The 12,422-nt window shown below is 29.6% G+C and carries 14 protein-coding genes; all 14 read left to right on the plus strand.

From position 1 onward, the window contains the following. Positions 1-57 precede the first annotated feature (57 nt). Positions 58-693 carry a YhbD family protein gene (locus BD821_RS06210; RefSeq protein ID WP_104409740.1) on the plus strand — a complete coding sequence of 212 codons (636 nt, stop codon included), beginning with the start codon at positions 58-60 and terminating at the stop codon, positions 691-693. Positions 694-735: 42 nt separating this feature from the next. Then, positions 736-1,551 carry a polymer-forming cytoskeletal protein gene (locus BD821_RS06215; RefSeq protein WP_104409741.1) on the plus strand — a complete coding sequence of 272 codons (816 nt, stop codon included), beginning with the start codon at positions 736-738 and terminating at the stop codon, positions 1,549-1,551. Between the two features lie 51 nt (positions 1,552-1,602). Next, positions 1,603-2,601, plus strand: coding sequence for an ABC transporter ATP-binding protein (locus BD821_RS06220; RefSeq protein ID WP_104409742.1), 999 nt, complete (start codon positions 1,603-1,605; stop codon positions 2,599-2,601). 10 nt (positions 2,602-2,611) lie between these two features. Next, the gene (locus BD821_RS06225) at positions 2,612-3,436 is read left to right on the plus strand and encodes an ABC transporter permease (protein WP_104409743.1); all 825 of its coding nucleotides are present in this window, start codon (positions 2,612-2,614) and stop codon (positions 3,434-3,436) included. A gap of 12 nt (positions 3,437-3,448) precedes the next feature. Next, entirely contained in the window at positions 3,449-4,276 is an 828-nt protein-coding gene (locus tag BD821_RS06230) for an ABC transporter permease (RefSeq protein ID WP_104409744.1), read from the plus strand. Between the two features lie 189 nt (positions 4,277-4,465). Then, positions 4,466-5,812 carry a phosphoglucosamine mutase gene (gene glmM, locus BD821_RS06235; RefSeq protein ID WP_104409745.1) on the plus strand — a complete coding sequence of 449 codons (1,347 nt, stop codon included), beginning with the start codon at positions 4,466-4,468 and terminating at the stop codon, positions 5,810-5,812. Between the two features lie 489 nt (positions 5,813-6,301). After that, positions 6,302-6,967, plus strand: a complete 666-nt coding sequence (locus BD821_RS06240; protein WP_169994010.1) for a class I SAM-dependent methyltransferase — start codon at positions 6,302-6,304, stop codon at positions 6,965-6,967. 117 nt (positions 6,968-7,084) lie between these two features. Then, positions 7,085-7,795: an HAD family hydrolase gene (locus BD821_RS06245; protein WP_169994013.1), complete on the plus strand. Its 711-nt coding sequence runs from the start codon at positions 7,085-7,087 to the stop codon at positions 7,793-7,795. Between the two features lie 176 nt (positions 7,796-7,971). Beyond that, a complete protein-coding gene (locus BD821_RS06250) occupies positions 7,972-8,625 on the plus strand; it encodes a hypothetical protein (RefSeq protein WP_104409748.1) in 654 nt (217 codons plus the stop codon). A gap of 102 nt (positions 8,626-8,727) precedes the next feature. Next, positions 8,728-8,979: a hypothetical protein gene (locus BD821_RS06255; RefSeq protein ID WP_104409749.1), complete on the plus strand. Its 252-nt coding sequence runs from the start codon at positions 8,728-8,730 to the stop codon at positions 8,977-8,979. Between the two features lie 219 nt (positions 8,980-9,198). Further along, the gene (locus tag BD821_RS06260) at positions 9,199-9,657 is read left to right on the plus strand and encodes an NUDIX hydrolase (RefSeq protein ID WP_242971467.1); all 459 of its coding nucleotides are present in this window, start codon (positions 9,199-9,201) and stop codon (positions 9,655-9,657) included. A 66-nt stretch (positions 9,658-9,723) separates the two neighbouring features. Further along, positions 9,724-9,993, plus strand: a complete 270-nt coding sequence (locus BD821_RS06265) for a hypothetical protein (protein WP_104409750.1) — start codon at positions 9,724-9,726, stop codon at positions 9,991-9,993. Positions 9,994-10,354: 361 nt separating this feature from the next. Then, complete coding sequence (locus BD821_RS06270; protein WP_169994016.1) at positions 10,355-11,938, plus strand: ATP-binding cassette domain-containing protein; 1,584 nt, start codon at positions 10,355-10,357, stop codon at positions 11,936-11,938. Between the two features lie 277 nt (positions 11,939-12,215). Next, positions 12,216-12,422, plus strand: a 207-nt coding sequence (locus BD821_RS06275; RefSeq protein ID WP_207655270.1) for a UPF0236 family transposase-like protein, incomplete at its 3' end; no start/stop codon positions are given.

Raw genomic sequence — 12,422 nt, forward strand, 5'->3', positions numbered from 1 at the left:
ACAATGTTATGCTACACTGAGAATATAGTAAAAGAAAGTAAGAAAGGAGGGGTATTTTTGGATGAGGAACTTATTTCAAAAAAGGACTTACTTGATTTAACAGGAATATCTTACGGCCAATTATACAGATGGAAGAGAAAGAATGTAATACCAGAGGAATGGTTTATTAAAAAGTCTACATTTACAGGACAAGAAACCTTTTTCCCAAAAGAAAGGATTTTAGATAGAATAGATAAGATAATAAATCTAAAGGATGGATTGTCTCTAGACGATTTGGCAGATAAGTTCTCTAATAATCCTTCAGATATAATCCTTAAAAAAGAAGAAATAATAAAATATAATTTAGCATCAAAGTGGACTTTTGATGTATACGAAGAAGTCTTTAATGTTTCCTTACAATATTCTTTTGATGAAGTTCTATATATATATATTTTAGATAGGTTACTACAAAGTGGAGATATAAGCGTAGATGAAGGAAAGTCCATAGTAAATTTATTAAATAAAAACTATAATAAATTGAAGGACAAAGAATATGAGATAACATTGTTACGAAGACTTGGAGTAGGGTTATGGATAATAAACGAGTACACAAATGATATATATTATGACGAAAATTCTAAGGTTGTTATAAGACATTCAATAAGTAAATACGTAGAAGAATTAAAGCTAGAATTAGAAAGCCATAACAACTAAGATTAGGATATTATAATAATTTATAGATTAGGAGGATTTAATATGAATGAATCATTTGATAAAGAAAAAAAGGGTGATATTAAAATATCAGGTTCTGGAAGCGCTGGAGGAGGATCTTATGATGAAGTAAAGATAAGCGGTTCTGGAAAGATAACAGGAGACTTAGATTGTAATTTACTTAAGGCTAGTGGTTCTGTAAAGATAGATGGAAACATAAAGGCTAAAGATATTTATATCAGTGGTAGCTTTAAATCTATGGGTAATGTAAAATGCAATGAGTTTAAAGGTAGTGGAAGTTCAAAAGTAATGGGGGATATGGAAGCGGATGAATTTAGTTGCAGTGGATCAATGAAGGTGGATGGAAATTTAAATGGTATCAACATGTCTATATCAGGATCTATTGGTATATCCAAAAGATTAAGTGGAACAAACCTTAAGTGCACGGGAGTTTTAGATGTAGAGGAAAACTGTGAAGTAGAAGAATTTAAATCCTTTGGAGCATTTAATATAAAAGGATTACTTACAGCGGATAATATAGTTATAAATATAGGGGGTTACTGCAAAGCAAAGGAAATTGGTGGAGAAAACATAGAAATAAAAATAGGACCTCAAAAGGTATTCAACTTCTTTGGGCTTGAAAATATCCTAGGATCTTTGTTTAATAATTATTCAGGAAATGTACTAGAATCTGAAATTATTGAAGGTGATGAAATATATTTAGAATGCACTAGGGCAAAGGTAGTAAGAGGAAATAATATATTTATAGGTAAAGATTGTGAGATTGAAAGAGTAGAATATAAGGGTGAATTAACAATAGAAGATAGTAAAGCTGTAAAGGAATCTATTAAGATAGTATAGAAATTAAAAGTGTTAATATATTATAGTATGAATTTTATGGGGGGGATTTATATGGGGAGTGCTGTGGAAGTTAAAAATCTAAAGAAGTGTTTTATAACGAAGAAAAAGAAATTTTTTAAAACCATAGATAAGAAAGAATTTAAGGCTGTGGATGATATAAGTTTTGATATTTATAAAGGAGAAATTTTTGGATTCTTAGGACCAAATGGAGCAGGTAAAACCACTACTATAAAGATGATAACAGGGCTTTTAAGACCAACATCAGGTCAGGTTAAGGTTATGGGAAACGATGTAGATAAAAACCAAATGGAGGCTTTAAGAAATTTAGGGACAGTGCTTGCAGGGGATAGGAGCGTGTATTGGAAGCTAACAGGAAGAGAAAACCTAGAGTATTTTGCTTCGCTTTATGGCTGCAGTAGTAAAGAGGCTAAAGAAAGAGCATCCAGGATGCTAAAGAAGTTAGAACTTCAAGAAAAGGCAGATGTATTAGTAGAGAAGTATTCTACTGGTATGAAACAAAAGGTAGCCTTAGGTAAGGCCCTGATTTCTGAGGCACCTGTACTGCTTTTAGACGAGCCTACCTTAGGACTAGATCCACAATCAGCACTAAACCTTAGAGAAATCATTTTGAATCTTAAAAGTGAAGGTAAAACCATATTGCTTACTACTCATTATATGGAGGAAGCAGATTTTCTTTGCGATAGAATAGCAATAATAGATGGTGGTAAGATAATAGCTTTAGATACCCCAAAAAATTTAAAGAAGGGTATAAATAAGTTAAAGCTTATAAAAATAGAAGTTAATAAGAGTAATGATGAAATGATAAATGCTATTAGTAAGATAGATAGGTTGGAAAGGGTTTCAAGCAAGTATGATGATGAAAAAAGAAATTATATATTAACCATACACCATAATAATGGGGATGAAATAATCCAACCAATATTAGACATTCTATCTCATAATGAATGTAGCATACAAAATATAAAGGTAGCAGAGCCTTCACTAGAAGATGTATTCATAAATCTTACTGGAAAAAGTTTAAGGGAGTAGGGGGATATTAATGCAAAGATTAAGAAATATAAGAGCAATAGCAAAAAAAGATCTAACTCAATTAATACGATACCCTACGTGGATGATTAGCTTAACTATATGGCCTTTAATATTCCCTATGATATATATATTAACTGGAGTTGTTATGGCAGGATCAAATGGAGGAGGATTTAAAGACTTTGACAAAGTAGCAGGTACAGACAACTTTAGTGCTTTTATAGTGGTAGGGGTAATGGTATGGATGTGGGTAAATTCTGTTATGTGGAGCTTTGGAACATCACTTAGAGATGAGCAAACCAGAGGTACGCTAGAATCTAATTGGCTTTGTCCTATAAATAGATTTGATATGTTAATAGGTGGGGCTATGGTTTCTATAGTAATGGGATTTTTCGTTGTTTTTGTAAGCTTTATTGAGTATAGACTTTTATATGGTATTAAATTTACGGGAAATGTATTAGAGTGGATTATTGTATTTTTGAGCTTAATACCTGGAGTTTATGGATTTGGCAGTATGTTTGCAAGTCTTGTGCTTTGGGCTAAGGAAACTGGAGCAGCAGTTCAGCTAGTTAGAGGTATAATAACGATATTTTGTGGTATAAGCTTTCCTATAATGATAATGCCACAGTGGATGCAAAATGTTGCTAATATTTTACCTTTCACTTTTGGTATATCAGCAGCTAGGAAGATAATGATACAAAACTTAGGAATAGTTGGGGCTAGAGATGATATATTAATGTGTTTATTAATAGGCTGTATATATTTAGCAATTGGTAGAGTATGCTTTATGGCCGTAGAGAAAAAGGTTAGAGACTCAGGATCTCTAGAAAGGTTTTAAGGGTGAGTATTTATGAGTATTAGAGAAAATTTTAATATTTTAAGAGCAAGATTTATAATTTCTGCTAAAATATATTTTAGATATCCTTTAAATATTATATTAAGTTTGTTCAGCCCCATAATATGGCTTAGCCCTTTTTATTTTATGGCAAAAGCTTTTCAGGTTGAAGGTAAAATTTCAGGATTTGAAAGCTATACTGGTAATTCAGATTTTATAGGATTTATGGTTATAGGATACATGATGGCATCTTATATGGGTGTAGCCATGTGGTCTATGGGATTTTCGCTAAAAGAAGAAATGAGACAAGGAGTATTAGAATCTAATTGGAGTACCCCTGCAAATAAGATTCTTTTAATGGTAAGCCAAAGTATGTTTAAGTTTTGTATTGCAACTTTAGAAATAATAATTACAGGAGTTATCTGCCACTTTATCTTTGATTTCAATATAACACCAGATATATTGAAAATAATAGTTATATTAATACCAGGAATAATATCATTAATAGGAATAGGAGTTGCAATTTCTGCTATGGTTCTTATAACTAAAGAGGCAAACACTATTATAGATATATCTAGTGGGTTTTTATCAGCATTTTCAGGTTCGTATTTCCCTATTAATGTTTTACCTAAATCACTTATGATAATAAGTTTTGCAATCCCATTAACTTATTTAAATGATAGTATGAGAGGAATACTTTTAGGCCAAAAAACATTTTTACCATTTAAATATGAGCTAATTATAATAATTATGTTTACATTTTTAAGTGCATTTTTAGGAGTATTTATATTTAATAAAACTGAAAGAAAATGTAGGGAACTTGGAATTGTTTCAGGCCATTAACCTATTAAACATATAGATTTAAATATATATTAATTAGGGACTAATATATTAAAGGCTGTATCATAAAAGATATGGCTTTTAATTTTACATAAATATACAGGTAACAATTTAAAGATTGTTTAAATATCTACCCTATTATATAATAAGAGTGTTAATTAAAAAAATTAAGGATTAAAGTGAGGTAAACCTATGAGTAGAATATTTGGAACCGATGGAGTAAGAGGCATAGCTAATAAAGAGCTTACCGCTGAAATAGCATATAACTTAGGTAGAGCAGGAGCATATGTACTTACGGAAGGAACTCATAAACCAAAGATATTAGTAGGAAAAGACACTAGAATATCTGGGGATATGTTAGAAGCTGCACTTGTTGCTGGGATACTATCAGTAGGAGCAGAGGCAGTTTGTTTAGGGGTAGTACCAACACCAGCTATAGCATATCTAACAAGAGAATATGGGGCAGATGCAGGAGTTATGATATCCGCATCGCATAATCCAGTACAAGATAATGGGATAAAGTTTTTCGATAATAAAGGATATAAGTTATCAGATGAATTAGAAGATAGCATACAAAGCACCATTGAAAGTAACTTTAATGGAGTTCCGGTACCTATAGGAGCAGATCTCGGGAAAAGGGTAATAGAAGAAGCGGGACTAGAAGAATATGTAGAGTTTGCGAAATCAACAATAGATGTAGACTTAAAGGGAATGAAGATAGCCTTAGATTGTGCTAACGGAGCATCATTCAAAGCAGCAGTAGATACATTTAGATCCCTTGGAGCAGAAGTTGTAGTTATAAACAATGATCCAGATGGTATAAATATAAACAAAAACTGTGGATCAACTCATCCAGAAGAATTAATGGAATACGTAGTGAAAAAAGGCTGTGACTTAGGTCTTGCATTTGATGGAGATGCAGATAGATGCCTTGCAGTAGATGAAAATGGAAAGCTTATAAATGGAGATTTTATTATAGCCATCTGCGCAAAAAGTCTTAAAGCACAAAAGAGACTAAAAGGCGATACTGCAGTAGTTACTGTAATGAGTAACTTAGGACTTCAAATAGCCCTTGAAAAAGAGAATATAAAGACAATAAAAACTAAAGTAGGAGATAGATACGTACTAGAAGAGATGGTAAAGGAAGGATATAAACTAGGCGGAGAACAGTCAGGCCATGTTATATTTTTAGATTACAACACTACAGGAGATGGAATAGTTACAGGGCTTCAACTAGCAGCTGTAGTTAAAAAGAGCAAAAAGACTCTATCAGAACTAGCATGTATGATGAAGGAATTACCACAGGTACTAGTGAATGCTAGAATACCAAATAATAAAAAGAACATTCATGAAATAGATGAAGAAATAATAAAAGAAATAAAAGAAATAGAGAAATCTCTTCATGGTTGTGGACGAGTTCTTATAAGACCATCAGGAACAGAAGCATTAGTAAGAGTAATGCTCGAAGGAGAAAACCAAGAAGAACTAGATAAAATGGCACATAGCCTAGCAAAGTTAATAGAAAAGAAAGCAAACTAAGGTATCTTAAAAACAATTTAAGAGCTTTAAATAAAATTAAGCTAAACAAGATTTAACTTAATAAATGGGGGACAGTTCACAAGTGTAAGGCACTTGTGAACTGTCCCCCATTATTTTTGGGCTTTAAGAAGATGATTTAATTCAATTAAGCTTATAAATTATATTGAATATGATGTTATAATTAACATATAAGCAGTATCATTTAAGACATGTAGAAGAACTGCGAATCTGTGCTTTATTTAGGAGGTAGTTAAGTGGCAAAAGGTAGTAAGAGAGATAAAAATATAGCACCTAGCTTAATTTGGCTATGCTTAGGATGTATTGCGTATTTAATATATAGGAATTGGATTTTTTTAGTGATGTGTGTGATGTTAAGTGGAATTTTATATGTTAGAAATAATTAATATATCAAATGCATGTTACTTGTATGGTAAGCTGAGCTTAATGTTTGGGTTAAAAATGGTTTTGTTAGAAAGGTAGAAGATGTTAATGAACGATTATAATAGTACAAAAGTATTCTGGAATAATGTATTTCAAAAGATAACCACAAGTAAATATGAAAACGCTGATTTAGGACAAGAAGATTTGAATGAAGCCTCAAAATGGTTGAGTAATGGAACAGATAGTCTTATAGATTATGGCTGTGGTAGTGGAGCACTTTTGTTTGATTGTGCTCTTAAGGGAACGAAACATCATATAGGAATTGATATTTCAACAGAGGCAATAATACTTGCAAAAAAAAGAGCAAAACTTTTTGAAAGGGGAAACTTTGAGTTTATTGAAGGCAGCTTTGAATGTTTAAATCAAATAGAAGAAAATACTATGGATGGTGCTATATTATCAAATATAATTGATAATATGATTCCCCAAGATTCAGAGTTAGTGTTACGTAATATTCATAGAATAGTTCATCCAGGTGGTAAAATTTTATTTAAGGTAAATCCTGTATTGACTGAAGAACAGATTAAAAAGTTTAATATCAAAGACTTGGGAAATGATTCATTGCTTGAAACAACAGGATTATATTTGTGGAATTTAGAAACAGAAAAATGGTGTAGTATTTTGGAACAATATTTTGAGATATATTTTAAAAAAGATATATATTATAAACAACATGAACAATATAATAGGTTATTTTTGTTGATAAATAAATAGACATAATTGAATATAATTATTGTCTAATATAAGGCTAAGTTAAATTGTAATGGTAGAGTTAAGCGAAACTAAACTTATTAAAATAAATTTATGAATTTTAATTTGTGGAGGGGTTTTATGGCAAAAGTTAGAGTAATTGTCTTTGATTTATTTGAGACGTTGCTTCATGATATTAAATTTGATTTTAATTCGGGTTTGTTTTATCTGCATGAAAATGTTTTATCAAAAGATACTGATAAAGTTGAATTTCTAGATTATGCAGCTACATATTGGAAAGAACTTTATGATAAAAGAAGCGAGGATAATTCAGAACTGGCATTTGAAGATGAACTTTTAGATTTTAAAAATAAATATGGCTTTAAAGTGAATTGTCCACTAGAAGAAATTTTATTTAATTGTGCACTTGAAATAAATACTACTGAATTGTTTAATGACACTATATCTACCTTAGAGCAACTTAAGTTATTAGGAATTCCAGTTTATTTATTAAGTAATTCCATATTTAAAAAGAATGAAATGAAAAAAATCATTAACCAATATGATTTGGAAAAATACTTTGTTAATATACATTTCAGTGCGGATTATAAAGTGAGGAAGCCACATAAAGATTTATTTAAAATTGTATTTGATGATATTAAAAGGTATGATACTAGCATCGAAGTGGAACAAGTTTACTTTATTGGAGATAACTTTGAAGCTGATGTTCTAGGGGCTAAAAATTTTGGATTTACACCAGTTTTTATAAACCGTAAACATGATACTGATATTAATAACAAAAATTTTATTGAGATTAAATCGCTAGATGAATTATTAGAAGTCATTAGATAAATTCCAATTTGTAGTTGAGTTAATTCACATTTATTCTTAAATTATGAAGAGTATTTAATTCAGAGGGAATAGTTTAATAAAAGAAGATAAGGTTATAGATATAATTCTAATGTAGTGTAGTTCGAATTGTAGGATATTATGCAATAAGTAATTTATGTTAGGAAGTGTAAACATTTATGCCAAATTTAAAAGAAAAATTAATTGAATCAATAATACATTCTATTATCATAATGATAATATCATTGTTTATAACATACATAATTATTATGAATTCATATAATATATTTTGGATGTCTTTCTTTTCTTTTATTGGAGTAATATTTTTAATAATTTATATTAGAAAGCCATATAAAAAAGAATATTTAGTCATTAATAGTTGGTTATGTATGATATTCATAATTTTTATTGGAAGTCTAATTGGAAAGTTTATTCCATTATCAACTTTAATTGTACTCAGTATTGGAATACCAATAGTCGATATTATCAGCTTTACAAAAGCTGGTTCAAAAACCGCAAATGCTAAGGTTATGGCGAATAAAAATTCAATGGCAAAATTAATAGTATATGGCAAGTCATTTAAAAATAATAATCCAATACCGACAAAAGGGTTAGGAGATTTTTTATTTTATACAATACTACTTTCAGGTATATATAAATTAAGTAGTGATTTTAATTTTATATTATATGGGGCAGGTCTAATATTTTTAGGATGTACAATAAATTGGATTATAGTTTGTTTTATATATAATAAGAAATGGTATAAGGGGTTTCCAGCTACATTTATCCCTCTTATTTCAGTATTACCATTATTTTTGAAGCTTATGAAATGAATATTTAAGACGCATTTTTTATATATTGCATCATAACAGTAGATATATGAAAGATAAATATTATTTAAAGTTTATGAAAATGATAAAATGGGAGGAAATAAGTTGAAAAAAGAGTTTATGAAAAAAGTAATCACACTGATTATTATTATAGGATGCATTTTTTTAGTGCTAGGGTTATTGGGTTTATTTGGGATAATTAATATGGAGGCAATGCCATGTGTATTGCTATCAGCAGGTCTTTTTAATATATCAAATGCATATTACGTGTATGGTAAGAATAAAAAGTCAGCTATTTTCTTAACTTTATCTGGATTATTTTCAATCTTTGTTTCTATATTTATAACACTTTTTTAGAAGATGTATAAGTATAATTTTTAGTAAGTGTAGTTCGCGTTGTAAGACATGATGAAGCTAACTTATAGTGTAAATATATCGGAAAGTAACTGATAACTTGGATGGAAAATACTTATTTGATGAAGTAGTTTTAAATTATGTCATAAAACATGAAGAATAAAGTTAAGTCACCTTAGTAAGATATTAGGAATAAAATTATTGGAAATGGGGAATTGCAACATGTCAAATTTAAGTAAATCAGCTAAATATGTACCTGCAGCTGGAGTTATCATAGTAGATGAAAAAAATAGGGTGCTACTGCAACTGAGAACTGATAATAATAAATGGTGTATTCCAGGAGGTTGCATAGAGTTAGGGGAAACTGGTGAGGAAACTGCAAAACGAGAAGTGTTTGAAGAAACCAATCTAGTTGTTGAGGAGCTTAGTCTATTTAATGTTTATTCTGGAGAAGAACAACATTGGATTTATCCTGATGGAAATGAAGTATATTTTATTAATATTGTCTATATAACAAATAGATTTAACGGATTTATGGAAGCTGATGGAGTTGAAAGTAAGGAATTGAAGTTCTTTGAAGTAGAAAACTTACCTAAGGAAATTACACCATCCAATAAGCCTATTTTAAGTGATGTGAAAAGCAGGTTGGATTATATTTTTCAGACTAAACATAAAAGATAAATTGTTTAAATCATATGTTAGGTAGATTTAAAGCTAAGAATATTAATAGAAATATGAGGTACTAAGATGAATGATAAAATAGTAATTCATGAATTGAAAGAATTGAATTTAATGGAGGCCCTTAAATTATGGAGAATATCTTTTAATGCAGGCATTGGAAGAAGGAAGGAGCAACGTTCTTTAGAAAAATTAAAAGAGGTTGGTATTACTACAGGATTTTTATTTATTAATGTTAATAATCCTGGGTCAGAAGATTTTTGGAATTCCATGGGATGGACTGTTATCCAGGACATAAAATGTATCCTTTTATATTTTCTGGTGTTATGTGTTCATTAATGGACAAGCTTTTTTGTAACAGTAGCTTAGATTATATATTAGTAAAGTTTTTTTTACGTTTGATTTAAAAGATGTATATATTAATATTTTTACTGGGTTGCTAATCCTATCATTGCTCTTAAAAAGCAAAGTTTTATTATGTGGAGTAAAATATGAAAATGTATATTGTTGGTTCAGTTTCTAGTGGTAAATCTATACTTGCAAAAAAGATATCTGAAACACTAAAAATTACTTATCAATAACTTGATGAATTTGTACATATAGCTGATAAATCAACTCCCTAGGGTAATCGTAAAAGACAATTTAATCATTAGTTCAAACAAGTTAAAAGATGAGTTATTTGAAAAAAGGGGTGTTACTATTGAAGAAGTATATTAGTGAAATAAAACTTGAAATATTCTTGCAGATTGTCTGTTCTATGATTGAATCATTAGCGTTGGCTGGATTAGCATATCTTCCTAAAGTGGTTTTTGATTCATTATCAACAGGTGTAAATAGTAAATTTATTTTTGTTATTATCGCTGGATTTTGTATGTTGTCATTAGTCTCAGTTATTGCGGGTTATCTCGGAATGAAATTCAATTGGAAATATGCCATAAAGTTTGAAAACTCCATTAAGAAAGATTATTTTAATGCCATTATTCAGTATGACGATATCATGTTTCATAAGAGAGACGTTTCTGATTATATTTCTATTCAAAGTAATGATATTATGCAAATTGAACAGGATTATTTAACTCCTTTGATTAGTGCAACCAACCAAATAATTAAGGTCATTATTTTTGGCTTGGTGATGTTTTTGGGTATTGACTGGCGTATAGCGTCTGTTATTTTTATTGCATCAATTATTACAGCAATTTTACCTAAGTATACAGGTAAATTTACATCTCCAAAACGACTACGTTTTGTTAATCAAATGGGAAAGTATACTAATTTGATTTATGATTTTTTTACAGGATTTCGTGAAATTAATTCAAGAACTGCCAAACAGATAATAAAGTGTCATTCAGATGAATTGAATATCACAAGTTCTAGCCGATATAATTATGGAAAAGCAAAATCAATCACTTTATCTATAAATAGTGCTGCAAGAACAATGGTTCAAGTCCTTGGTTTTATTACGGTTGTTGTATTACTGGTTCAAGGTAAAGTTTCAATCGGAACAGGTGTTGTAACTTTTGGGTTTATAAATAGTTTTATTGATCCGCTGGAAGAAACACTTTATTGCTTTACCATGATGGAAACTGTAAGAGATGTGAAAAATAAAGTTTTCGAAATTCTCGAAAAGAAAGAAAATAATCTCAAAAAGATAAACAAAGATTTTCAACATAATTTGGAATTAAAGAATCTTTGTTCACATAATGGATCTTTTCAAGTAAAAGACATATCATTTGTTTTTCAAAAGAATAAACATTATGTAATTATAGGCAATAATGGTTCAGGAAAAACAACATTATTGAACTCAATCATGGGATATCTACCAATGGATTCAGGTAAAATGTTAATGGATGGATGTGATTTATCTCAATTGGATTTGGCATGGTTAGTAACTTACGTACTGCAAAGGTCTCACATCTTCTCGACAAATTACAATAACAACGTAACTATGTTTCAGTCATATAGGGATTTATCTGATGAATTAATTAGAGAATTAAGTTTGTCACAGGAAGTTGTAAATAAAATTAAAACTCAAGATGAGAGTACATCTTTGAGTGGAGGTGAGCAACAGATTGTTGCTTATATAAGAGCGAGAAATTCAGAAACTCCAATTTTAATCATGGATGAACCCTTTTCTGCCGTTGATAAACATTCAAAACAACTACTAATGAAAGACATTGCTTCATTACAAGATAAAACAGTTATTATGATTACTCATGATGTAGACGAATCTTTGAATTATTTTGATGAAATAATTAAAGTGAATAATGGACGTATAGTTAAATAAGGAAAGAGTATATTAAAAGCTTTAAATAAAATTAAGCTAATCAAGATTTAACTTAATAAATGGGGGACAGTTCACAAGTGTAATGCACTTGTGAACTGTCCCCCATTATTTTTAGGCTTTAAGAAGATGCTTTAATTCAATGTTAGAGTATAATTTTAGTAGGCAGAACTAGTATAAAAAACTATATAAATAAAAGGAGATGCAAAAACATCTCCTCAATACATAAATTATCCATTATAATTTTATTATCGAGACAAAACTGAATGGAGTTGAATTTATGTATAATGTTAGTTTAAATGAAAACGGCTTAACTTTCAAGGAAATAGAGAAAAAGATTTATAAGATGGTTTGTGATGAAGCCTGCAATGTTTTAAAAAATGTGTTGGAAGCTTTAGATGAAAAGATACTTAAAGAAAGAGATATTAAAGTATATAGAAATAAGGGACTTAAAAAGACTTGTTTAAGAACGATTATGGGGGATGTT

This window comes from Clostridium algidicarnis DSM 15099, assembly GCF_002934235.1.
GTDB lineage: Bacteria > Bacillota > Clostridia > Clostridiales > Clostridiaceae > Clostridium_L > Clostridium_L algidicarnis.

Coding starts and splice junctions, on each gene's coding strand:
- BD821_RS06215 (WP_104409741.1), top strand. CDS start 736: ATGAATGAATCATTTGATAAAGAAAAAAAGGGTGATATTAAAATATCA.
- BD821_RS06220 (WP_104409742.1), top strand. CDS start 1,603: ATGGGGAGTGCTGTGGAAGTTAAAAATCTAAAGAAGTGTTTTATAACG.
- BD821_RS06225 (WP_104409743.1), top strand. CDS start 2,612: ATGCAAAGATTAAGAAATATAAGAGCAATAGCAAAAAAAGATCTAACT.
- BD821_RS06230 (WP_104409744.1), top strand. CDS start 3,449: ATGAGTATTAGAGAAAATTTTAATATTTTAAGAGCAAGATTTATAATT.
- glmM (WP_104409745.1), top strand. CDS start 4,466: ATGAGTAGAATATTTGGAACCGATGGAGTAAGAGGCATAGCTAATAAA.
- BD821_RS06240 (WP_169994010.1), top strand. CDS start 6,302: ATGAACGATTATAATAGTACAAAAGTATTCTGGAATAATGTATTTCAA.
- BD821_RS06245 (WP_169994013.1), top strand. CDS start 7,085: ATGGCAAAAGTTAGAGTAATTGTCTTTGATTTATTTGAGACGTTGCTT.
- BD821_RS06250 (WP_104409748.1), top strand. CDS start 7,972: ATGCCAAATTTAAAAGAAAAATTAATTGAATCAATAATACATTCTATT.
- BD821_RS06260 (WP_242971467.1), top strand. CDS start 9,199: ATGTCAAATTTAAGTAAATCAGCTAAATATGTACCTGCAGCTGGAGTT.
- BD821_RS06265 (WP_104409750.1), top strand. CDS start 9,724: ATGAATGATAAAATAGTAATTCATGAATTGAAAGAATTGAATTTAATG.